We start from the raw sequence: 22418 nt of genomic DNA, 5'->3' as shown, positions 1-22418 counted from the left end.
GTTGACACTCGTCGATGCAAGTGGCAAGCTCCAGACATCGAGAGACATCGATGAACGTCGAAGCAGGGCTCCGGCGTCACGCCTTGAGGAGAGCACCCGTCATGACCGAGAAGCAGCTTCCTGTCGTCGTCATCGGCGCCGGTCCGGCCGGTCTGGCCGCCGCCGCGCACCTCACCGGGCGCGCCATCGAGCCGCTGGTCCTGGAGACCGGGGACGCCGCCGGCAGTGCGGTACGGGAGTGGGGACACGTACGACTGTTCTCCACCTGGTCGGAGCTCGTGGACCCGGCCGCCGAAAAGCTGCTGGCCCCCACCGGGTGGTCCGCACCCGACGGCGCCGCCTACCCCTCCGGGGCGGACTGGGCCGAGCAGTACCTCCAGCCGCTCGCCGACGTCCTCGGTGACAAGGTCCGCTACGGCGTCACCGTGACCGGTGTCTCCCGTGCCGGGCGCGACCGGGTCGTCGACGCGGACCGGGAAGAGCAGCCCTTCACCGTGCACATCGAGCTGGCGGACGGTTCCGAGGAGAAGATCGCCGCCCGCGCCGTGATCGACGCGTCCGGCACCTGGTCCACCCCCGGCCCCATCGGAGGCGACGGTCTCCCGGCTCTCGGCGAGAAGGCGGCTGCCCACCGGATCTCCTACCGGGTCCCGGACCTCAGGGACCCTGCCGTCCGCGCCCGCTACGCGGGCAAGCGCACCGCCGTCATCGGATCGGGTGCCTCGGCCTTCACCGCGCTCGCCTCCCTGGCCGGTCTCGCCGAGCGGGAGGCCGGAACGCACGCGGTATGGATCCTGCGCCGTGGCGTCACCGGTTCCACGTTCGGCGGCGGCACCGCCGATCAGCTGCCCGCGCGCGGCGCCCTCGGTCTCGCGGCCAAGGCCGCCGTCGACGACGGCCACGCCGACGCCGTCACCGGCTTCCGCACCGGCGCGGTGGAGAAGGCCGGCGAGCAGCTGGTCCTGGTCGCCGAGGACGGCCGTCGCCTCGACCCGGTCGACGAGATCATCGTCCTCACCGGACTGCGCCCCGACCACTCCTTCCTGGCCGAGCTGCGCCTCGGCCTCGACGAGCGCCTCCAGGCGCCCACCGCGCTCGCCCCGCTCATCGACCCGAACCAGCACTCGTGCGGCACCGTCTACCCGCACGGAGTCAACGAGCTCTCCCACCCCGAGAAGGGCGTCTACCTGGTCGGTATGAAGTCCTACGGCCGGGCGCCGACGTTCCTGGCCATGACCGGATACGAGCAGGTCCGCTCCATCGCCGCAGCGCTCGCCGGAGACCAGGAGGCCGCCGAACGCGTCGAACTCGTCCTGCCCGAGACCGGAGTCTGCGGCGGCGCCGGCCTCTTCGACGAGCCCGAAGCCGCCCCGGGCGACGGCGGCTGCTGCTCCACTCCCGCCACGCTCCAGACCGGCACCGGCGGAGCCCCGGCCACCTCGGGTGGCTGCTGCGCTCCCGCCACGCTCCAGATCGGCACCGGCGGAGCCCCGGCGACCTCGGGTGGCTGCTGACCCTCATGCCGCAGCTCCGGGCCGGTGCGGCCGCGACCAGGACGGGGGTCCGGTCGCGGCCACGCGCCGTCCTGCCCGCCCTCTGCGCCACCCAGATCACCAGCTGGGGCGTCCTCTACTACGCCTTCCCGGTCCTCAACTCCCGTATCACCGCCGATACCGGCTGGTCCCCGGCCGCCACCACCGCGGCCTTCTCCGCCGCTCTGCTGGTGTCCGCGACGATCGGGATCCCCGTCGGGCGCGTGCTGGACGGACGAGGGCCGCGCGCCGTGATGACCACGGGTTCCGTACTCGGAACCCTGGCCCTCGTGATCGTCGCCACGGCCCGCAACCTGCCCCTCTTCACCGTGGGTTGGCTGCTGGCGGGGGTCGCCATGGCCACCACCTTCTACCCGCCCGCGTTCGCCGCCCTCACCCGCTGGTGGGGCCCCGACCGCGTCCGCGCCCTGACTGTCGTCACCCTCGCGGGCGGCCTCGCCAGCACCGTCTTCGCACCGCTGACCGCCACCCTCGCCGAACACCTCAGCTGGCGCGTCAGCTACCTCGTGCTCGCCGCGATCCTCGCCGCCGTCACCATCCCGGCCCATGCCCTCGCCCTGCGCGCGCCGTGGCCCCCGGCCGAGCCGGCGCCGGCCGTCATAAAAGGTACGCCGGTGGTCCGCAGCCGGCCGTTCCTCGTGCTGGCCGCCGCCTTCACCCTGTCCGGCTTCGCGATGTACGCGGTCGTCATCAGCCTCGTCCCCCTCCTGCAGGAACGCGGCGCGAGCACCACCGCCGCGGCATGGGCCCTCGGCCTGGGGGGAGCGGGACAGACTCTTGGCCGCACCCTGTACGCGAGCTTCGCCTCCCGCACCTCCGTGACCACCCGCACCGCCGCGCTCATCGCCCTGGGCGGCGCCACGACGACCGCCTTCGCCCTCGTGCCCGGACCGATTCCCCTGCTTGTCGCACTCTCTCTCGGCGCGGGCGTCGTACGCGGCAACCTCACGCTCCTGCAGGCCACCGCCGTCACCGACCGCTGGGGCACGGCGCACTACGGCCGTCTCTCGGCCGTGCTCACCGCTCCCGCCTCCCTGGCCGCCGCCCTCGCCCCATGGGCCGGTGCTGTCCTCTCCGGTCCTCTCGGCGGGTACGACGCACTCTTCCTCCTGCTTGCGGGAGGCTCCCTGGCAGCCGCTGTCCTGGCGACGGCCACGGGCGTACGGCCACCGCGACCTCCGGCACGAGTGATGCCCTGACCCGGCGTGAGGTGACGTCCAGGGGCAGCGTGAGGTGACGTAATGTGCCGTCATGGACTTCGTTGCCGCGGCCGCCGTCGTCGCGCTCGCCCTGCTGCACGTGTACATCCTGGTCCTGGAGATGTTCCTCTGGACCGGCTCCCGGGCGCGACGAGCCTTCGGGACGACGGAGGAGTTCGCGGCGTCGACCAAGTCGCTCGCCGCGAACCAGGGCCTCTACAACGGATTCCTGGCGGCCGGTCTCCTGTGGGGCGCCTTCGCCTCCGACCCGGTCGGTTTCCAGGTGCGCGTCTTCTTCGTGTCCTGTGTGGCCGTCGCGGGCCTGTACGGCGCCGCGACCGCGTCCCGCAAGATCCTCTTCGTGCAGACGGTCCCGGCCCTTGTGGTGCTCGCCCTCGTACTCCTGGCCCACTGAAGGCGCGTGGGGCGAGCGCGCAGCGAGGATCCAACGTCCGGTATTTCGTACACAGTTCGAAGTGTCGGTGCTGAAATTAGGGCCACACCCTCAGCGCGTCAATACCTTCGTCCTGACCCGTGCCGAGGAGCTCGGAGGCGGCTGCCGTGCTTCCGTCGCGTTACCCAAACGTGACGCCTCCACTTCGGTAGGACCCCTTGACCGCCATGAATTGTTAGCGCTCACAATGACCTCCGCGTTCACATGACGATGTCCAAGGAGGTGCGGCCATGGAGCAGTTGCAGGTGCGGTCCCCGCTTCGGCCGCCCACCATGGCCGATGTCGCACGACGGGCCGGTGTGTCCCACCAGACGGTTTCGCGGGTCCTGGGGGATCACCCCAACGTGCGGGACGAGACGCGTGGCAAGGTCCTGCGGGCGATCGAGGAGATGGGCTACCGCCGTAACTCCTCCGCACGGGCGCTGGCGACCCGACGCACCCGCACGCTGGGCGTGATCGCCTCCAACACGACGCTCTACGGCCCGGCGAGCACGCTGTTCGCGCTGGAGGAGGCGGCGCGCGCCGAGGGGTACCTCGTCTCGGCCGTGAGTCTGCGCGAGATGACCGTCGGTACGTTCTCCGAGGCCCTCGACCACCTCAGGGACGGCGGTGTCGAGGGCGTGGTCGCCATCGCCCCGGGTCAGCCGGCGGTCGCCGCCCTCGCGGAACTCCGCCATCCCTTCCCGGTGGTGACCGTGGGCAGCGAACACGGTCTGGGGATTCCCGGCGTCAACGTCGACCAGCGAATGGGAGCCCGGCTGGTCACCGGGCATCTGCTGGCAGCCGGTCACCGCACGGTCTGGCACCTGGCCGGTCCCGGCGACTGGCAGGAGGCGGTTGACCGGGTCGCGGGTTGGCGCGCGACCCTGGAGGCGGCGGGTGTCGAGGCGCCACCCCCGCTGAGCGGGGACTGGAGCCCCTTGTCGGGCTACCGGGCCGGGCAGGAACTGGCCGGCTGGGTGGGCAGGGGACTGACGGCCGTCTTCGTGGCCAACGACCAGATGGCGCTAGGGGTGTTGAGGGCCCTGCGCGAGGCGGGGGTACGAACCCCCCAGGACGTGGCGGTCGTCGGCTTCGACGACATCCCGGAGTCGGAGTTCTTCGCTCCGCCGCTCACCACCGTTCGCCAGGACTTCTCGGCGGTGGGCACCCGCAGCATCACTCTGCTGCTGGACCTGATCGAGGGCCGGGCCTCCGCCGGGGCCACCCGCATCGTCATCGAACCCCAGCTCGTCGTCCGGGCCAGCAGTTCCCCGTACCCACCCTGACGGGGCAGGTGCTCTCACCGTGCCGGGCCGGCGCCCCCTTCCATGTCCGAGATTTCGAACAATGATCGGCAGGCTGGACGTAACTCAGCCTGTCCACCGAGTACAAGGAGAAGAACATGCTCAACAGACGTAACTTCCTCACCGCGGCGGTCGGCGTGGCGGCGGCAGGTGCCCTGACCGCCTGCGCCAAGAGCGACGAGGGATCGTCCGGTACGTCCGACTCCGCCGGCGGCGGGGGCAAGGCGATCAGCCTCGGCTTCTCCCAGGTCGGATCGGAGAGCGGGTGGCGCACCGCCAACAGCGACTCGGTCAAGGAGGCGGCCAAGGAAGCGGGTTACACCCTCAAGTTCTCCGACGCGCAGCAGAAGCAGGAGAACCAGATCTCCGCGATCCGCAGCTACATCGCCCAGAAGGTCGACGTCATCGCCTTCTCGCCGGTCGTCGTCACCGGCTGGGACGCGGTGCTCAAGGAGGCCAAGGCCGCGAAGATCCCGGTCGTCCTCACCGACCGCTCGGTGGAGACGTCCGACGAGTCCCTGTACGTCACCCTCGTCGGCTCCGACTTCACCGCGGAGGGTGAGCGAGCCGCCGCGATTCTGGAGAAGGTGCTGGCCACGGCCGGTCACAAGGGCGAGGTGAAGATCGCACAGCTGGAGGGAACCACCGGCGCCGCCCCGGCCATCGAGCGTGCCAAGGGCTTCAAGACGGTCATGGACCGGGACCACAAGGACGACTGGAAGATCGTCGTCAGCCAGACCGGCGACTTCACCCGGGCGGGCGGCAAGCAGGTCATGGCCGCGTTCCTCCAGTCCAACCCGGACATCAACGTCCTCTTCGCGCACAACGACGACATGGCCATCGGCGCCATCCAGGCGATCGAGGCCGCCGGCAAGAAGGCCGGGAAGGACATCCTCATCGTCTCGATCGACGGCGTGAAGGACGGCTTCGTCGCGATGTCCGAGGGCAAGATCAACGCCATCGTCGAGTGCAATCCGCTCCTCGGCCCGCAGCTGATGGACGTCGTGAAGAAGGTCCACGCCGACGAGAAGGTCGAGCGCTGGATCAAGACCGAGGAGAGCGACTACACGCAGGACCAGGCCAAGGCCGCGCTCCCGACCCGCAAGTACTGACCGACCCACTCACCGGCAGGGAGCCCCCGAGGGACCGCACGCGGTCCGGCTCCAGGGGGCTCCCCGCGGGACTGAAGGAAATCCATGAGGAGCGCTGCCATGGCAGAGCCGCTGCCCGTCCTGGAGATGACGGGCATAGTCAAAGAGTTCCCGGGGGTACGGGCTCTGTCGGGTGTCGACTTCCGCCTCCACCCCGGCGAGATCCACGCCCTGCTCGGCGAGAACGGCGCCGGGAAGTCCACGCTCATCAAGGTGCTGACGGGGGTCCACACCCTCGACGGCGGCACGATCACCCTCGACGGCGCGTCCGTACGGTTCGCCAGCCCGCTCCAGGCGCAGCAGGCGGGCATCAGTACGGTCTACCAGGAGGTCAATCTGTGCCCCAACCTCTCGGTGGCCGAGAACATCTTCATCGGACGTGAACCCACCCGTGGCGGACGCATCCGGTGGAAGCGGCTGCGCCAGGAGGCGGCGGAGCTCGTGGACCGGCTCGGCCTCGACATCGATGTGACCGCGCCCCTGTCCTCCTACCCCCTGGCCGTTCAGCAACTGGTCGCGATCGTACGGGCGGTGGGCACCGGTGACAGTGACGGCGAGGGGTCAGGCACCAAGGTGCTGATCCTGGACGAGCCGACCTCCAGCCTCGACCGCGACGAGGTCCTCGAACTCTTCGGCCTGATGCGGCGGTTGAGGGACCAGGGCGTCGCCATTCTCTTCGTCTCGCACTTCCTCGACCAGATCTACGAGGTCTGCGACCGGATGACCGTACTGCGCAACGGCACCCTGGTCGGCGAGCACCTGGTCGCCGACCTCGGCCAGGTCGGGCTGGTCCAGCTGATGATAGGCAAGGACGTCGAGCAGCTCGAACAGCTCCATGACCACCAACTCCACGCCGAGGTGGGTGAGTCGCTGCTCCGGGCCGACGGGCTCGGCAGAACCGGCGCCATCGCCCCCTTCGATCTGGAGATCAAAAAGGGCGAGGTCGTCGGCCTTGCCGGACTGCTCGGCTCGGGCCGTACGGAACTCGCCCGGCTCCTCTTCGGCGCCGACCAGCCGGACAGCGGCAAACTCACCATCGGCGGAAGGCCGGTCTCGATGAGCGCGCCGAACGACGCCATCGACGCCGGAGTCGCCTTCTGCTCGGAGAACCGCAAGGCCGAGGGGCTCGTGCCGGATCTCACGGTGCGGGAGAACATCATCCTCGCCCTGCAGGCCTCGCGCGGCTGGGCGCGGCCCGTCCCGGCCGCCCAGCGCGACGAACTCGTGGCCAAGTACATCGAGGCGCTGGACATCCGCCCCGCCGACCCGGAGGCACGCGTCGGCCGGCTCAGCGGTGGCAACCAGCAGAAGGTGCTTCTCGCGCGCTGGCTCATCACCGGGCCGAAACTCCTCATCCTCGACGAGCCGACCCGCGGCATCGACATCGGTGCGAAGGCCGAGATCCAGAAACTCGTGGTCTCGCTCTCCGAGGACGGCATGTCCGTGCTGTACATCGCGGCGGAACTGGAGGAGGTGCTGCGGATCAGCCACACCATCGGCGTGCTGCGCGACCGCAGGCTGGTGGCGCGGTTCGCCAACGGGGCCGAGATCACGCCCAGCCACATCCTGGAGACCATCGCGAGCGGAGAACAGCAGTGACCACCCCGGCCCCATGGCGGGCGCTGACACACCATCACCTCTTCTGGCCGGTCACGGTCCTCGTCGTCCTGCTGCTCGTCAACGTCCCCTTCACCCCGGACTTCTTCTCGATCAGGATGACGGACGGCCACCTCTACGGCAGCCTCGTCTCCATCGTGCTCTTCGGATCGCCGCTCATCCTGGTCGCGGTCGGCATGACGCTCGTCATCGCCACCGGCGGCATCGACCTCTCCGTGGGGGCGGTCGTCGCGATCAGCGGCGCGCTGGCCTGCTCGTACATCAGCGACCAGGCGGACCAGAACGCACTCTCCGGCGTCCTGCTCGCCCTGGGCCTCGGCCTGCTGGCCGCCGTCGTCTGCGGGCTCTGGAACGGATTCCTGGTCGCCCGGATGGGCATTCAGCCGATCATCGCCACGCTGATCATCATGGTCGCAGGGCGCGGTGTCGCCCAGCTGATCGCCGACGGCCAGATCATCACCGTCAACAGCGAGCCGTACAAGCTGATCGGCGGCGGCTACTGGCTGACGCTCCCCTTCTCGATCTTCGTCGTCGCCGTGGTCGTGGCCGTCACCGTCGCGCTGACCCGCCGTACGGCCCTCGGGCTGCTCGTCGAGTCGGTCGGCGGCAACGCCGAGGCGAGCCGCTTGGTGGGCATCAGGTCCCGGCGCATCAAGGTCATGGTCTACGTGTTCTGCGGGGTCTGCGCGGGCATCGCCGGGCTGATGATCAGCTCCAACACCTCGGCCGCCGACGGCAGCAACGCCGGTCTGTGGATCGAGCTGGACGCGATCCTCGCCGTGGTGATCGGCGGCACCTCACTCCTCGGCGGCCGGTTCTCCATCGGCGGCACGGTGGTCGGCGCACTCGTCATCCAGACCCTCACCACCACGATCTACACCATCGGTGTACCCACCCAGACCAACCTGGTCTTCAAGGCCGCCGTCGTCATCGTCGTCTGCCTGCTCCAGTCCCCCAAGTTCCGCGCCAGGGTGTTCGGCGCCAAGGGCCGCGCACGCGCGGCGAGCCCGGCGGAGCCCGCCGCGGTGAACGAAGACGCTCCCACGATGGAGGTGTCGCGATGAGCGCGACCACCCGAGCCCGTCAGGCACCGGACAGCAGCCGTACGGTATCCAGGGCCGCCCGGCTGATCGGTGACCGGCGACTGCCCGTCCTGGTCACGGCCGCGCTCTTCCTCGCGATGTACGTCGCCGGTCTGAGCCGGTACCAGAACTACGGCTTCGCCGAACCCCAGGTCTTCCTCAACCTGTTCATCGACAACGGCTACCTGCTGGTCGCCGCAGCCGGAGCCACCTTCGTCATCCTCTCCGGCGGCATCGACCTCTCCGTGGGCTCCGTGATCGGCTTCACGACCATGTTCACGGCCTGGATGGTGGAGCGGCAGGGGCTGCCGGTGCTGGTGGTGATCCCCCTTGCCCTGGCCGTCGGCGCCTTCGGCGGCTTCCTGATGGGCTACGTGATCCACAACTTCGAGATCCAGCCCTTCATCGTGACACTCGCCGGCCTGTTCCTCTTCCGGGGACTCTGCCTGGTCATCAGCAAGGAGTCGATCGCCATCGGCGACGCCTCGGTCAGCAGCATGGCGCAGACCCAGGTGTCACTGGGCGGTGCCTTCCTGTCGATCGGCGCGGTCGTCGCGCTGGTCGTCCTGGCCCTGGCCTTCTACGTCCTGCACTACACCCGCTTCGGGCGCCGGGTGTACGCCATCGGCGGCAACGAACAGTCGGCCATGCTGATGGGCCTTCCGCAGGGTGGCACGAAGATCGCCGTCTACACGGTGAGCGGCTTCTGTTCGGCGCTGGCGGGTCTCCTCTTCACCCTGTACATCCAGTCCGGCGACCCCCTGCACGCCACCGGCATGGAGCTCGACGCGATCGCCGCGGTCGTCATCGGCGGCACGCTGCTCACGGGGGGCTCCGGCTATGTGGTGGGCACCCTGTTCGGCGTCCTCGTCCTCGGCCTGATCAAGAGCATCATCCAGTTCGAGGGCACGCTCAGCTCCTGGTGGACGAAGATCGCCACGGGCGTACTGCTCTGCGCCTTCATCCTGGTCCAGCGGGCGATGACGGCGCGCGGGAAGCCCTGACGGGTCCGGGAGAGACGCCTGCGGCCTGCTCGACGCGTTCGTGGAGCAGGCCGCGTTCGCCCCGCACGGGCCGGACGCCCCCTCAGTAGGCGCGGAGCAGCCGGTCGCACTCGCTCTGCGTCACCGGGAGAACCGTGCCGTGGCGGGGGCCGGCCGGTTTCGAGGAGTCGGACCAAGGTGCCCGGCGGGTCCGGGTGTCCGGCCGGTGCCTGTCGGGCGATTCCTCACCCGCCGGTGATCCCGGCGGAACGAAAGCTGTCGCAACCGTTGACGCGTACAGGTCGCGTGCCTATGTTCTGGTCGAAGTTACGTACGTTGTCCGGTATTTCGAACATGACGTAGCTGGTGGCTGTCAGCTGCCCGCTGTCGAAAGGGACTCGCTTTGTTCCGCACCCGCTACTGGTTCGCCTTCATGGCGGCGCTGCTCGTGATGCTCTCCCCGGTTGCCACACAGCCTGCCGCGGCCGCCGAGGGACGTCCGTACACGAACCCCGTCAAGTCGGAGAAGGGCGCCGATCCCTGGCTGGAGTACTACAACGGCCACTACTACCTGGTCACCACCTCCTTCACCGGTGTGCTCACCATGCGGAAGTCGCCCACTCTGGCCGGTCTGTCGACGGCTCCCAGCGTCCAGGTGTGGAGCGACACCACCGCCACCCGCAACACCAACTTCTGGGCGCCCGAGCTGCACTTCGTCGACGGCCGCTGGTACCTCTACTACTCCGCGGGGCAGAGCGGCGTCGCCTGCTGCGACTCCCAGCGAACCCACGTCCTGGAGAGCGCGGGCAGTGACCCGATGGGCCCGTACACGTACAAGAGCCAGCTCACCGGATCCAACCTCAGCCCGGGCGGATGGCTCATCGACGCCAGCGTGCTGCGCCACGGCGGGAAGCTGTACCTGCTCGGCAGCGGTTCCGTGAACGGCAGCAAGCAGAGCCTGGTCATCGCCCCGATGAGCAACCCTTACACAGTCAGCGGATCCACCTTCACCGTCATCTCCAGTCCCACGCTGAGCTGGGAGACGCAGGGCGGCACCGTCAACGAGGGACCGGAGCCGCTCTACCGCAACGGCAAGACGTTCGTCGTCTACTCCGCGAGCGCCTGCTGGGGGCCCGACTACAAGCTGGGCCAACTCGAACTGACCGGCAGCAACCCGCTGTCGGCCTCCTCCTGGACCAAGAAGTCAACGCCCGTCTTCTCGCGGAATGACTCCGCGGGCGTCTACGGCCCCGGACACAACGGGTTCTTCACCTCGCCCGACGGAACCGAGAACTGGATCGTCTACCACGCCAACGACTCGACGTCCGACGGCTGCGACAACGGCCGCACCACCCGCGCCCAGAAGTTCACGTGGAACGCGGACGGCACGCCCGACTTCGGCGCCCCGGTCGCACTGGGCTCCTCCCGGCCCGGCCCGTCCGGGGAGACGGCGGTGACCCCGACGGCGTACACCCTGGTGAACCGCAACAGCGGGAAGTGCCTCGACGTCGCGGGGTCCAGCACCGCGGACGGCACCAACATCGCCCAGTGGACGTGCAGCGGCGCCGCCAACCAGAAATGGCGGATCGAGGACCTCGGCAACGACACCAGCCGGCTCGTCAACGTCGCGACCGGCAAGGTCATGGACACAGCCGACTGTTCCACCGCCGACGGTGCCGATCTGCGGCAGTGGTCCTGGCTGAACAACAACTGCCAGAAGTTCCGGCTCGTCCACACGGCCTCCGGTGACTACGTGCGCATCGTGAACGAGAGCAGCGGCAAGGTCGCGGACGTCGCGGACTGCGGCACCGCCAACGGCACCGACGTACGGCAGTGGACCTGGCTGAACAACGCCTGCCAGCAGTGGCAGCTCAAGCCGGCGGCATGACGGCCGCGAACGGGAGGAAGACAGTGGGACGCGACATCACGAGGGTGGTCATGGCGCTGCTCGCCGCACTGGCCGTGCTGGCCACCGGGACCACAGCGCACGCGGCCGCCCCCGCCTCACCGGCGGTGACGTTCACCAACCCGGTCGCCGAACAGCGCGCCGATCCGCACATCTACAAGCACACGGACGGCTACTACTACTTCACCGCGACCGTCCCCGCGTACGACCGGATCGTGATGAGGCGGGCCACCACCCTCCAGGGCCTTTCCACCGCAGCCGAGACCACCATCTGGAGCAGGCACGCCAGCGGTGAGATGGGTGCGCACATCTGGGCGCCGGAGATCCACTTCATCGACGGCAAGTGGTACGTCTACTTCGCCGCCGGGTCCACCAGCGACATCTGGAAGATCCGGCCGTACGTCCTGGAGACCGGCGCGGCCAACCCGCTGACGGGAACCTGGACCGAGAGGGGCCGCATCGCCCTGCCCCTCGACACCTTCTCCCTCGACGCCACCACCTTCGTCGTCGGCTCGACCCGCTACCTCTCCTGGGCGCAGAACGATCCCGCGGTCGGTGCGGGGACCAACATCTACCTGGCCAGGATGTCCAACCCCTGGACGATCAGCGGCAGTCCGGTGATGATCTCCCGGCCGACCCACGCGTGGGAGACGGCCGGCCACACGGTCAACGAGGGCCCCGCGGTCATCCAGCGGGGCGGCAAGGTCTTCATGAGCTTCTCCGCCAGCGCCACCGACAGCAACTACTGTCTGGGCCTGCTGACCGCGGCCGCCGGGGCCGACCTGATGAACCCCGCGTCCTGGACCAAGAACCCGAACCCGGTCTTCACCAGCAACACCGCGACCGGCCAGTACGGACCAGGGCACAGCACCTTCACGACGTCCGAGGACGGGAAGTCCGACGTCCTCGTCTACCACGACCGCAACTACAAGGACATCAGCGGCGACCCGCTCAACGACCCCAACCGCCGGACGCGCTACCAGAAGCTCTACTGGAACGCCGACGGCACCCCGAACTTCGGCATTCCGGTCGCCGACGGAGCCACCCCCGTCCGCTTCTCCTCCTTCAACTTCCCCGACCGGTACATCCGGCACTGGGAATTCCGCGCCAAGCTCGAAGGGAACGTCACCAACCTCGCGGACTCGCAGTTCCGAGTCGTGCCCGGTCTGGCCGGTACCGGCACCGTCTCCCTGGAGTCGGCCAACTTCCCGGGCTACTACCTCCGCCACAAGAACCACGAGGTGTGGGTCGAGAAGAACGACGGCAGTACGGCCTTCAAGAACGACGCCGGTTTCCACCGCCGCCCGGGCCTGGCGGACGCGTCCGCCGGCGTCTCCTTCGAGTCGTACAACTTCCCTGGCCGCTACCTCCGTCACTACGACAACCTGATCGTGACGCAGCCGGCGACGACGACCACCGCCAAGGCGGACGCGACGTTCTACGCCCAGTAGGAAACACGCGCTGCGCCGCTGTTCGGATACACCGTGCCGGCCGCTGCCCGACGGGCAGCGGCCGGCATCCTTTCGGCCCCGTCACCTCCCGGCGCCCTGGGGTCATCCGGCGCCGAGCATCCAGTGGTGTCCCGTGGTCCACCCCAGCAGACGCCGGGCGCGACCCCCGTCTCCGGCACCGTCCGGCCCGAACGTGCCGCCGTCGGCGACCAGGCGCAGTCCGGCCAGGGCAGGAGCCAGCCGACGCCGGACGTGCGCCTGCCGGCCGGCGGCCTCCGCCTCGATCCAGTCCAGTACCGCCTCCCGCTCCGCCGCCTCGCAGAGCGAGAGGTGGAACAGCATCTGCCGCCAGGCGTACGCCACGTCCTTGACCGTGGAGAGGGGGCGCGGGGTCCGTTCCACCCGTGCCACCAGGCGGCACACGTCCGTGAAGCAGTCACGGGCGAGGCCGGCCCAGCCGGGCGACGGGGCGATGCCGGCGTGGACGACCAGGGTGGCCAGGTTGTGGGTGGTGAGGATCTGGGCCTGTTCGATCACCTTGCCGTTCGCCGCAGTGCCCCGGGCCGGACCACCGGAGTGGCTTGCGCGCTCGGAGCACAGGCGAGCGAAGTCACCCGCGGTACGGGCCCGGCGGCCGCCGGGAGCCGTGTCGGCGGCCTCGGACACAGCCATGCGGCGAAGGTGCGCGTAGTCGATGCCGTAGTAGCGCTCGTACAGGCTTCCTTCGAGGAGTTCGGCGGCGATCCGGGCCGCGACGAGGAACTTCGGGCCGAAGGTCCCCATGAAGATATCGGCGGCCAGCTCCTCCACGAAGGGCGCGCCCGGATCGGCCTGCCGGGTGAGCTGCGCAAGCTCCCTGACCAGGGGATTGGGCAGCACCGTACCGGGAAAGGCGCGCACGGCCAGCTCACCGAGCCTGCGCACCGCCTCGGCGGCCGGATCCCGGACCGCCGTGCCGGTGCCGCGGTGTCCGGACAGCGCCCGTACCCAAGGGAGCTCCTCGATCCGTACCTGACTCTCCAGGTTGAGCAGCAGCAGCGAACGGCGGCTCCGGAAGGCGCGGTACGTCGCCGCCATCAGGGTGCGCAGCGGCTCGTCCACGTACCGCTCGGCGGTGACGACGGCGACCAGCTGCGGGACCAGTGTGGCCAGCACCTCGGCGGAGGGCACCACCCCGCGGTCCACCAGCACCTCAAGGGGAGCGCTGAGGGCCGCCCGGACGGTGGAGGCGATCGCGGCGGGGACCGCTGCCCCGACGGGCAGGCCCGTCTCCCGGGCCTCCTCCGCGCTGACAGGGGCCACCGGGGACTCGACGTCCGCCGTACCCCCTGCCTGGTCGAGCCGGGAGAGCCGGCGCAGGACCAGCGCCGCCAGCTCGTGATGCGGGGGCAACGCCGCCTGCCGCGCCTGCGCCCGCCGCACGCGGGTGTGCGTGGCCGAACCGGGCAGACCACGCTTGGCGACCATCGAGTCGACGGCGACCCGCAGCAGCCCGGCCAGCCGGGGTGCCGGTGCCCGGCCCGCGAGCTCCTCCTCCAGGGCGCGGCGCAGGATGGCGGCGTTGGACTTCGGGTCGAGGTGCTTGGTGCAGCGCGTGTGGGCGGCGGCGAGCACGCCGTAACGGGCCAGCAGCGCCGCGCCGTTCACCTGCCAGTCGGAACCGCCCTTCCCGGCCGCCAGCCGGTGGGCGAGCAGCTCGTCCTCGAAAGGCCGCCAGACGGCCAGCGCCTCGCGCTGCGCCTCCACTGCGGCGTTGGGCCCGCGACGGGCGAGCGCGGCCCCGGCCTCGCCGACGGTGCGCCGCTGCACGTACGTCACGTCCGGCGCCTGACGATCCGTGGGCCTGGGGAGGAAGCGCAGCCGGTCGGCGAACGGCTCCAGCACGGCGAGGAGTTCCACCGCCGCATCGAAATCCCCGGCCCGTACCAGCCATGCCACGGTCGCGAGCGCGGCCTCCTCCGGCACACGCACCTCGTAGCGTCCGCTGTCCAGCAGGGACCACAGCCGGCGCAGACCGTCCTCGGTGAGGCAGTACGCGAACAGGGCGGAGCGGGAGGCCGGTACGCCGGCCGAGCGGGCGACTTCCTCCTCGTAGGGCAGCAGGTGCCCGCCCGCCGAGGCGGCGCCCGTGGCGAAACCCCCGGTGACCACGTCGGGGGTGACCCATGCGGGCAGTCCGGCGACCGGTGTGCGCGACCCGATGGAGAGCACGCCGCCGGCCATGCCGGACAGGACGTCCCGCCACTGGCGTACACGGGACCGCGCACGCTCACGTGTTGCGGGGTCCTCGTGGGTCGCCGAGGTCCGCAGGGCGTGGGCGAGACGGCCGGCCGCGTAGGCGGCGGACACGGACGGCGTCGACGGGGAAGGGCTGGGAAGCTGCTGGTCAGCGTGAGTGTTCATGGCCGACGTGGCAGGTTCCGCCCCTGCCCCCTCCGGGTCCCGAGCCCGGCGCTCTGCTGCTGAGCTACACGTCGTGGTGGTGCCAGAAACTACGCTGCGCCCCGGTTCCCGCGCAAAGGATTTCGCGGAGTGCGGTGGTGGCGCAGAGCCAACGAGGGCCGGAGCAGCCGGTGTCAGGTTGCCCCGAATAAAGCCGTACGCCCGCCACCTCGGTCAGGAGGGGCGGGCGTACGGGTCCCGAGTGCTGCGCTGCGTGTGCCGCCGGCGCCACTTCACTCCGGGGGAGGGAGTGCCGCCGGATGCGACCGCTGCGTCAAGTGGCGCTACGGGTGGATCACTTCTCCGCGGAGGCCAGGCGGGAGCGGCGGATGCCGTACACGAAGTAGAACAGCAGGCCGACGGCCATCCAGATGCCGAACACCGTCCAGGTGTCCATGTCGAGGGTGTACATGCTGTAGCCGCAGAAGATGAAGCCGAGGACGGGGAAGACCGGGCCGAAGGGCACCTTGAAGGTGCGGTCCATGTCGGGCCGGTTGCGGCGCAGCACGACGACGGCGATGTTGACCAGGGCGAACGCGAAGAGCGTGCCGATGCTCGTCGCGCTGACGAGCTTGCCGAGCGGGATGGCCGCCGCGAGGACACCGCAGAAGAGCGAGACGATCACGGTGTTGACCCGAGGCGTCCCGGACTTCGGGTGGACCTTGCCGAAGACCTTGGGCACCAGGCCGTCGCGGGACATCGCGAAGAGGATGCGGGTCTGCCCGTAGAGCACCGTCAGGACGACGCTGGCGATGGAGATGACCGCACCACCAGCGAGCAGCGTGCCCCAGAACGTCTGTCCGGTGACATCGTTCATGATCGCGGCCAGTGTCGCCTCGGAGCCCGCGAACTTCTTCCAGTCCCAGGCACCGACGGCCACGGCGGCGACGAGCACGTACAGCACGGTGACGATGACCAGGGAGAGCATGATCGCCCGCGGCAGGTCGCGCTTGGGGTTCTCGGCCTCCTCCCCGGCGGTGGATGCGGCGTCGAAACCGATGTAGGAGAAGAAGAGGATGGCGCCCGCGGCGCCCACGCTTCCGACGCCGAGCGGCATGAAGTCGCGGTAGTTGCCCGACTTGAATCCCATGAAGCCGATCGCGCAGAAGAGGACGAGCGCGGCGATCTTCACGACGACCATGATCGTGTTGGCGCGGGCGGACTCCTTGGCCCCACCCAGCAGGAACATCATGGCGAGCACCACGACGATCAGTGCCGGCAGGTTGAATATGCCGCCGTCGCCGGGAGGTGCGCTGAGCGCCGTGGGCAGCGTGACGCCGAGGGTGCCGTCGAGAAGCTCGTTGAGGTAGTCACCCCAGCCGACCGCGACGGCCGCGACGGAGACGCCGTACTCCAGGAGCAGACACCAGCCGCAGACCCAGGCGACGAGTTCACCCATCGTTGCGTACGCATACGAGTAGGAGGAGCCGGCTACCGGAATGGTTCCGGCGAGTTCGGCGTACGAGAGGGCCGAGAAGAGTGCCGTGAGTCCGGCGAACACGAAGGCGAGGGTGACGGCCGGGCCGGCCTTGGGCACGGACTCGCCGAGTACCACGAAGATTCCGGTGCCGAGCGTGGCACCGATGCTGATCATGGTCAGCTGCCACATGGAGAGCGAGCGGCGGAGACTGCCGCCTTCACCCTGTCCACCCTCGGCGACCAGGCGTTCTACCGGCTTGCGCCGAGTAAGGGCGGAGAGCGCGGACGGCTTCGGCGTGGGGGCCTTGGCGTCGGGCGCGACTGTGCCTTGGTCCAGCACTGGGGGGACTCCTTCATCGCTGCGGGGTCAGTGGAGGGGACCGCGGCGGTGACACGGGCGTCACGAAGGAGACCCGAGGGGGATGGGGAACCGCCGAGCAGGCGGTCGCCGCCACTCCTGGTACGAGGCATGAGCCTAAGCCCCAGAGTTCGCGCTCGTAATGCATGGTTGTTGCGCATCGGCAGATGATCATTGCGCATTTGTGGCGCGGGCGGGGAAATATTGCGCCCCGTCGCATGAATCGACACATCGGGGACGCGAAGGGCGCGCGTCCCGCCTGGCGTGGACGCGTCATGCTTGCCTGAGTGGCGCACGTCGCGCAGGTGTCGCAGGTCGCGAAGTAGGCAGGCTGCGGAGGTCGCGGGTCCCGCCCGGTCGTCGGGGCGAGAGCCCAATGCGTGTATCGCGCTGGGATCGGGTCGCGAACCGCTCACGACCGGCTGCCCGATCCGTCCCGCCGGCCGGGGGCTATCCCCACCTGAGTCCGGGCGGGTAGCACGATCGTTCCGGGCCGCGCGTCCGGCGATGCTGGGTCCACAAGTCGCTCGACTTCCGATGACCCCGCAGGAGTTGGCTCATGCGTGAGCAGGTATGGCATACGTTTCGCTCTTCCGGACGGAGCAACGGTCGCCGCAGGACCGTGACGGCGTTGACCGCACTGGCCGTCGCTGTCATGACGGCAGGCGCCCTGGTCCCGGGCGCGGCGTCCGCCGCCGCCAGGCCGGACACGCCCCAACAGGGCCTCGACGCACTGGTGCGAGCCGACGGTGTGCCCGCCGCGCTGGCGAGCGTCGGGGGACGCGGTGGCCACAGCCGCACGTACGTCGCGGGGGCCGGCGATCTGTCGACCGGCGCGCGGGTGCCGCAGGACGGCCAGGTGCGCATCGGGAGCAACACCAAGACGTTCACCGCGGTGGTCGTCCTGCAACTGGTCGCCGAGGGGAGGATCCACCTCGACGCGATGGTCGACACCTATCTGCCCGGACTCGTCCGCGGGGAGGGCATCGACGGCCGCCACATCACCGTCCGTGAACTGCTCCAGCACACCAGCGGACTTCCCAACTACACCCGGTACCTCGCCGATGAGATCCGCCCCTACGAACCCCACGAACTACTCGGCCTCGCTCTCCAGCACGAGGCCGACTTCGCGCCCGGCGAGAAATGGGCGTACAGCAACACCAATTACGTGGTGGCCGGCCTGATCGTCGAGGACGTCACAGGACGCACACTCGCCGAAGAGATCGACCGGCGGGTCATCAAACGCGTCGGCTTGCGCCACACCTATTTCCCGGCCCCCGGCGAGGTGGCGATCCGGGAGCGCCACCCCAGGGGTTACTTCCAGGACACGGCGGGCGCGCCTGCGGTCGACGCCACGGAATGGGACCCTTCCTGGGCCTGGGCGGCGGGGCAGATGGTGTCGACCAACTCGGACCTGAACCGGTTCTTCACGGCCCTGCTCGCCGGCAACCTCCTCCCGAAGGCGCAGCTCGACCAGATGCGGACCACCGTCCCCGCCGCGTACCCCTTTCCCGCCGGAGCCGGTTACGGGCTGGGCCTCGTGAGCACACCCCTGTCGTGCGGCGGCGTGTACTGGGGTCACGGCGGCAGCATGACGGGTTACGAGACCCGGGGCGGGGCCACCGAGGAGGGCCGTGCCGCCAACGTCGCCGTCACCACCCAGCCTGGCCAGGCGACGAAGGAGCACATGGACGGCATTCTGGACGCAGCTCTCTGCCGCTGAAAGGCGCGGAGCCGAAAAGTGCTGTGGCCGGCGTGACGCCGTCACAGCCTCCACCGCCCGCCTCTCGTGGGCAGCTCATGCCGCGAGTGCCGCCGGTTCGCCCAACTCCATGGCGGCCGTACGCCAGGCCGCCGTGACGGCGTGGCGGGCGACCGCGCTCGCCGCTCCGATCTCGGTGGGCAGCACCAGCGGAGCGCCGACGTGGACGTGCAGGCGGGGACGCCGGAGTGGCGCCGTGAGCAGCCCCGCCACCTGCTTGGTGGGGCTGCCCGAAGTGATCCTGCGGGCACCGGCCTGGCCGATCGGAATGAGAGGGGCTCCGGAGGCGGCGGCGAGCCGGGCGGGGCCGCTCCTGAACGCTTCGGGGGCCGCTTCGGCCGCGTCCGTGCGGCTCGGGAGGCGGCCCTCACCGTAGACGAGAACATGGCGGCCCGCGCGCAGTGCGGCCGCCGCCTCGTCCAGGGCGTCGGCAGCGCGGGCTGTGCGGCGGTGGACGGGCACGTGCCCGTCCCGCTCCAGGACGTACCGCAGAACGGGGATACGCCACAGGCCGGCGGTCGCGAGGACGACGGGTTCGATGCCGAGGCGGCGGAGCGCCGCCAGCACGACGCCCGGATCGGCCAGGGACGTGTGGTTGGCGACGAGAATGCCCGGGCCCTGGACGGAGGGAAGGTCGGCGGACATCGTCATGCGGCCGAGGGAAGGGACGACACCGGCAGCGATACGGCTGAGCATGGGGCTCCTCGGGATCAGGGCGGCGGGAGTCCCATCGTGGCTCCGCGGCCCTCCAGGGGCCTGAGCACCCGTACTCACCGCCTCTGAGCGGCTTGACGGTGCTCACCGTTCTCCGTGACCGTGTTTCACGGCCACGGGGGAGGGGCGCGACCTGTGGGCCTGCCGCCCGGTCGCTCGGCCGAGGGCCTCGGTTCGGGCTCCTCTACCATCACCCCTGTGTGCGCGAACATCATAGTTGCCGAAGACGACCCGAAGCAGGCGGAGCTTGTACGCCGCTACCTGGAGCGCGAAGGTCATGCGGTCACGGTGGTGTCCGACGGTCTGTCCGCGCTGGAAGAGGCACGACGGGGAGCTCCCGACCTCATCGTCCTCGACGTGATGATGCCCCGGGCCGACGGACTGGACGTGCTCCGCGTACTGCGGGCGGAGCGGCGTGAGACGGCGGTACTCATGCTGACCGCCCGGGCCACGGAGGACGATCTGCTGCTCGGGCTCGACCTGGGGGCGGACGACTACATGACCAAGCCGTACAGTCCGCGGGAACTCATGGCACGTGTGCGCACGCTCCTGCGGCGGACCCGCCGGGACGAAGGACGGGCCGAGAGCGACGTGTTGAGGGTGGGAACCCTCGTGGTCGATCCGGTGCGCCACGAGGTGTCCGTCGACGGCGCCGGAGTCGAGTGCACACCGGGCGAGTTCCGCCTCCTGGCGGCCATGGCCGCCGAGCCCGAGCGCGTCTTCACCCGCGAGCAACTGCTCGCCGAACTGCACGGATTCGACCGGTACATCAGTAGCCGTACGGTCGATGTGCACATCATGAACCTGCGCAAGAAGCTGGAACGTGCGCCCCGCCGACCGGTCCGGCTGCTCACCGTCTTCGGAGTCGGCTACAAGCTCATGGATCCGCTGAAGGCGGCCACGCGTGCTTCGGCGCGCTGAGCGGGGAGGGCAGCGGCCGCGTCTGCCGCTGCGCAGGAGTCTGCTCGGCCGGCTGCTCGCGGTGTCGGCGCTCGTCGCGGCGTGTTCCGTCGCGGCGACCGCATGGCTGGCCGTCCAGACCACATCCGGTGCGATCGAGCAGGAGCAGGGCCGCAACCTGGCCGCCGACACCCGGATCCTTGACGCGCTGCTGGCCTACGCGGCCGAACACCCCACCTGGGACGGGGTGGCAGCCACCGTGGACGAGCTGGCCGAAACGGCCGACCGGCGCATCACACTGACGACGCAGAGCCGGGAGCCGGTCGCCGACTCCGCGGCTGCCTCTCCGCTGCCCCCGGCCCTTCCGGCCCAGGCGACCGCCGTGGTCGACCCCCTGTCCGTGACAGCCGCGAGCGCGACCGTGGACGGATCAGGGGTCACGGGTCCGAACGGGGCGGGCACGGCGTCCGGTTCGGTGTCCGTGACGGTCGGCGCACCCGGTGCGGACGGGGAACAACGCTCGGCCGACGACCGCATCGACCCGCGGGCCGTAGGACCGTTCAGGCTGCCCCAGGCCGAACGTACGTCTTTGAGGCGCACCGCCGACGCCGCGGTGCAGTGCCTCAGCCGGTCAGGAATCGCCTCGGACGTCGTCGAGGCGCCGAGCGGGCGCCCCCGCGTCCAGGTCGTCGGCAACGATCCGGACCGGCTGCGGAGCAGCTCGTGCCCGACGTACGCGCTCGACAGCCCGACCCGTACCGAGACGAGGGCGCTGAGGGCGCTGAACGAACTCGTCGACGCGTGTCTGAAGAGGCAGGGCCGCGAAGGCGTACGCCTGGATCTCGACCTCTCGTGGAACAGCGACGGGGATCCCGTCCCCACAGCCGCCCCCGAAGCGCCGAGCGAAGCACCGACGAACGCACCGACCGAAGCGCCGGCCGCCGCACCGGACGTCCGTGTTCCGGGGACCGCCGTGGCGACGCCGTATGCCACCCCTTCGCCCCTGGACAGCGAGAACGACCGTGACATCGCCTCGTGCGTCGGCATCGCCCGGCAGGAGCAGCTCAGTTCCTATGTCGCCGCACCCGCGCTGCTGTTCATCACCGACCCGGGCGGAGGGGCTGTTCCCGGCTTCGAACTGTCCGCGGCGAACACCGGAAAGGTCATCGGCGCCGCGGCGCTCGTTCTCGCGCTCACCGTGGGTGCTTCGGTCCTCGCCGGAGTCCGCCTCGTACGGCCGCTGCACGCGCTCACGGGAGCGGCCCAGCGGATGCGGGACGGTGAGAGCCCGTCGCAGGTTGTGGTCGCGGGTGACAACGAGATAGGCCGGCTGGCCGCCGCCTTCAACGACATGTCGGCACACCGCGCCCGTCTCGAGGAACAGCGCAAGGTGATGGTCAGCGATGTCGCGCACGAACTGCGCACCCCGCTGAGCAACATTCGGGGGTGGCTGGAGGGAGCCCAGGACGGCATCGCCGAGGCCGACGCGACGTTCGTCTCCTCGCTCCTGGAGGAAGCCGTCCAGCTCCAGCACATCATCGACGACCTCCAGGACCTGTCGGCGGCCGATGCCGGCGCTCTGCGACTGCACCCCGAGCCGGTGCGGATCGAGGAGTTGCTCGCCCAGGTCGCGTCGGCCCACCAGGCAGAGGCGGAGGCCGCCGGGGTCCGCCTCACCGTGGCCGTCGCTGCTGGGAGCGAGCCGGCACCCGCCCTCGACGCCGACCCGGTGAGGCTGCGCCAGGCGGTGGGCAACCTGGTGGCCAACGCCGTACGCCACACCCCGCCCGGAGGGCACGTCACACTGCGCGCGTACGCGGGTTCGCCGGGGGACACGGGCAGCGGTGCCGCAGGCGAGGAAGTGGTGGTGGAGGTCGCCGACACCGGCAGCGGTATCGAGCCCGAAGACCTGCCGTACGTCTTCGACCGGTTCTGGCGTGCCGAGAAGTCCCGCAGCCGCCGCACCGGTGGCAGCGGCCTCGGGCTGGCCATCGTCCGCAAGCTGGCCGAGGCGCACGGAGGGACGACCGGCGTGGTCAGCACCGTGGGGCAGGGATCGGTATTCACCCTGCGGCTTCCGTCGGCCGGCCCTGATCCGATGGAAACGGCGGTCTGACAGCTTCCTCACAACTTCACTCCAC

The 22418-nt window shown here is 70.1% G+C and carries 16 protein-coding genes and 1 tRNA gene; 13 read left to right on the top strand and 4 right to left on the bottom strand.

Annotation, left to right across the window (positions count from 1 at the left end; translation table 11 throughout):
- The first annotated feature begins 101 nt into the window (after nt 1-101).
- The 10 genes from AB0C82_RS25155 (at nt 102) to AB0C82_RS25110 (ending at nt 12682) form a co-directional block, all read left to right on the top strand.
- On the top strand, nt 102-1514 hold the full coding sequence (locus AB0C82_RS25155) for an NAD(P)-binding domain-containing protein (RefSeq protein WP_362845915.1): 1413 nt from the start codon (nt 102-104) through the stop codon (nt 1512-1514).
- A 5-nt stretch (nt 1515-1519) separates the two neighbouring features.
- Nucleotides 1520-2752: an MFS transporter gene (locus AB0C82_RS25150; RefSeq protein WP_362845913.1), complete on the top strand. Its 1233-nt coding sequence runs from the start codon at nt 1520-1522 to the stop codon at nt 2750-2752.
- A gap of 52 nt (nt 2753-2804) precedes the next feature.
- Nucleotides 2805-3167: a DUF1304 domain-containing protein gene (locus AB0C82_RS25145; RefSeq protein WP_362845911.1), complete on the top strand. Its 363-nt coding sequence runs from the start codon at nt 2805-2807 to the stop codon at nt 3165-3167.
- Between the two features lie 269 nt (nt 3168-3436).
- Nucleotides 3437-4474, top strand: a complete 1038-nt coding sequence (locus tag AB0C82_RS25140) for a LacI family DNA-binding transcriptional regulator (protein WP_362845909.1) — start codon at nt 3437-3439, stop codon at nt 4472-4474.
- A gap of 116 nt (nt 4475-4590) precedes the next feature.
- The gene (locus AB0C82_RS25135) at nt 4591-5604 is read left to right on the top strand and encodes an ABC transporter substrate-binding protein (protein WP_362845907.1); all 1014 of its coding nucleotides are present in this window, start codon (nt 4591-4593) and stop codon (nt 5602-5604) included.
- A 99-nt stretch (nt 5605-5703) separates the two neighbouring features.
- Nucleotides 5704-7242, top strand: a complete 1539-nt coding sequence (locus tag AB0C82_RS25130; protein ID WP_362845905.1) for a sugar ABC transporter ATP-binding protein — start codon at nt 5704-5706, stop codon at nt 7240-7242.
- Entirely contained in the window at nt 7239-8324 is a 1086-nt protein-coding gene (locus AB0C82_RS25125) for an ABC transporter permease (protein WP_362845903.1), read from the top strand. Before AB0C82_RS25130 ends, AB0C82_RS25125 begins: the two co-directional genes overlap by 4 nt.
- The gene (yjfF, locus tag AB0C82_RS25120; RefSeq protein ID WP_362845901.1) at nt 8321-9346 is read left to right on the top strand and encodes a galactofuranose ABC transporter, permease protein YjfF; all 1026 of its coding nucleotides are present in this window, start codon (nt 8321-8323) and stop codon (nt 9344-9346) included. The genes AB0C82_RS25125 and yjfF overlap by 4 nt, the downstream gene beginning before the upstream one ends.
- Before the next feature lie 412 nt (nt 9347-9758).
- Nucleotides 9759-11213 (top strand): family 43 glycosylhydrolase, encoded by a 1455-nt coding sequence (locus AB0C82_RS25115; RefSeq protein ID WP_362845969.1) that lies wholly within the window; start codon nt 9759-9761, stop codon nt 11211-11213.
- Nucleotides 11214-11263: 50 nt separating this feature from the next.
- Nucleotides 11264-12682, top strand: coding sequence for a family 43 glycosylhydrolase (locus tag AB0C82_RS25110; RefSeq protein ID WP_362845967.1), 1419 nt, complete (start codon nt 11264-11266; stop codon nt 12680-12682).
- A gap of 102 nt (nt 12683-12784) precedes the next feature.
- Here the strand turns inward: AB0C82_RS25110 and AB0C82_RS25105 are convergent, their stop codons facing one another.
- From AB0C82_RS25105 to AB0C82_RS25095, 3 genes are all read right to left on the bottom strand, one after another.
- Complete coding sequence (locus AB0C82_RS25105; RefSeq protein ID WP_362845899.1) at nt 12785-15085, bottom strand: hypothetical protein; 2301 nt, start codon at nt 15083-15085, stop codon at nt 12785-12787.
- Nucleotides 15085-15159 (bottom strand) — tRNA-Pro (locus tag AB0C82_RS25100). Before AB0C82_RS25100 ends, AB0C82_RS25105 begins: the two co-directional genes overlap by 1 nt.
- 260 nt (nt 15160-15419) lie before the next feature.
- Nucleotides 15420-16883, bottom strand: a complete 1464-nt coding sequence (locus AB0C82_RS25095; RefSeq protein WP_362845897.1) for an amino acid permease — start codon at nt 16881-16883, stop codon at nt 15420-15422.
- Nucleotides 16884-17523: 640 nt separating this feature from the next.
- On the opposite strand from AB0C82_RS25095, the gene AB0C82_RS25090 reads away from it, so the two are divergent.
- A complete protein-coding gene (locus AB0C82_RS25090; RefSeq protein WP_362845895.1) occupies nt 17524-18624 on the top strand; it encodes a serine hydrolase domain-containing protein in 1101 nt (366 codons plus the stop codon).
- A gap of 75 nt (nt 18625-18699) precedes the next feature.
- Here the strand turns inward: AB0C82_RS25090 and AB0C82_RS25085 are convergent, their stop codons facing one another.
- A complete protein-coding gene (locus AB0C82_RS25085) occupies nt 18700-19359 on the bottom strand; it encodes a lysophospholipid acyltransferase family protein (protein ID WP_362845893.1) in 660 nt (219 codons plus the stop codon).
- A 216-nt stretch (nt 19360-19575) separates the two neighbouring features.
- On the opposite strand from AB0C82_RS25085, the gene AB0C82_RS25080 reads away from it, so the two are divergent.
- Both AB0C82_RS25080 and AB0C82_RS25075 read left to right on the top strand, forming a co-directional pair.
- Nucleotides 19576-20298, top strand: a complete 723-nt coding sequence (locus AB0C82_RS25080) for a response regulator transcription factor (RefSeq protein ID WP_362845891.1) — start codon at nt 19576-19578, stop codon at nt 20296-20298.
- A complete protein-coding gene (locus AB0C82_RS25075; protein WP_362845889.1) occupies nt 20282-22393 on the top strand; it encodes an ATP-binding protein in 2112 nt (703 codons plus the stop codon). Before AB0C82_RS25080 ends, AB0C82_RS25075 begins: the two co-directional genes overlap by 17 nt.
- Nucleotides 22394-22418: the final 25 nt, after the last annotated feature.

The sequence above is a fragment of the Streptomyces sp. NPDC048560 genome (assembly GCF_040650955.1).
GTDB lineage: Bacteria > Actinomycetota > Actinomycetes > Streptomycetales > Streptomycetaceae > Streptomyces.
Note: the sequence above shows the minus strand (reverse complement) of the source record. Positions and strands in the feature narration are given on the sequence as shown.

What these genes read in the sequence shown, in the direction of transcription:
- AB0C82_RS25155 (WP_362845915.1), top strand. Translation starts at nt 102, where the DNA reads ATGACCGAGAAGCAGCTTCCTGTCGTCGTCATCGGCGCCGGTCCGGCC.
- AB0C82_RS25150 (WP_362845913.1), top strand. Translation starts at nt 1,520, where the DNA reads ATGCCGCAGCTCCGGGCCGGTGCGGCCGCGACCAGGACGGGGGTCCGG.
- AB0C82_RS25145 (WP_362845911.1), top strand. Translation starts at nt 2,805, where the DNA reads ATGGACTTCGTTGCCGCGGCCGCCGTCGTCGCGCTCGCCCTGCTGCAC.
- AB0C82_RS25140 (WP_362845909.1), top strand. Translation starts at nt 3,437, where the DNA reads ATGGAGCAGTTGCAGGTGCGGTCCCCGCTTCGGCCGCCCACCATGGCC.
- AB0C82_RS25135 (WP_362845907.1), top strand. Translation starts at nt 4,591, where the DNA reads ATGCTCAACAGACGTAACTTCCTCACCGCGGCGGTCGGCGTGGCGGCG.
- AB0C82_RS25130 (WP_362845905.1), top strand. Translation starts at nt 5,704, where the DNA reads ATGGCAGAGCCGCTGCCCGTCCTGGAGATGACGGGCATAGTCAAAGAG.
- yjfF (WP_362845901.1), top strand. Translation starts at nt 8,321, where the DNA reads ATGAGCGCGACCACCCGAGCCCGTCAGGCACCGGACAGCAGCCGTACG.
- AB0C82_RS25115 (WP_362845969.1), top strand. Translation starts at nt 9,759, where the DNA reads ATGGCGGCGCTGCTCGTGATGCTCTCCCCGGTTGCCACACAGCCTGCC.
- AB0C82_RS25110 (WP_362845967.1), top strand. Translation starts at nt 11,264, where the DNA reads ATGGCGCTGCTCGCCGCACTGGCCGTGCTGGCCACCGGGACCACAGCG.
- AB0C82_RS25105 (WP_362845899.1), bottom strand. Translation starts at nt 15,085, where the DNA reads ATGAACACTCACGCTGACCAGCAGCTTCCCAGCCCTTCCCCGTCGACG.
- AB0C82_RS25085 (WP_362845893.1), bottom strand. Translation starts at nt 19,359, where the DNA reads ATGCTCAGCCGTATCGCTGCCGGTGTCGTCCCTTCCCTCGGCCGCATG.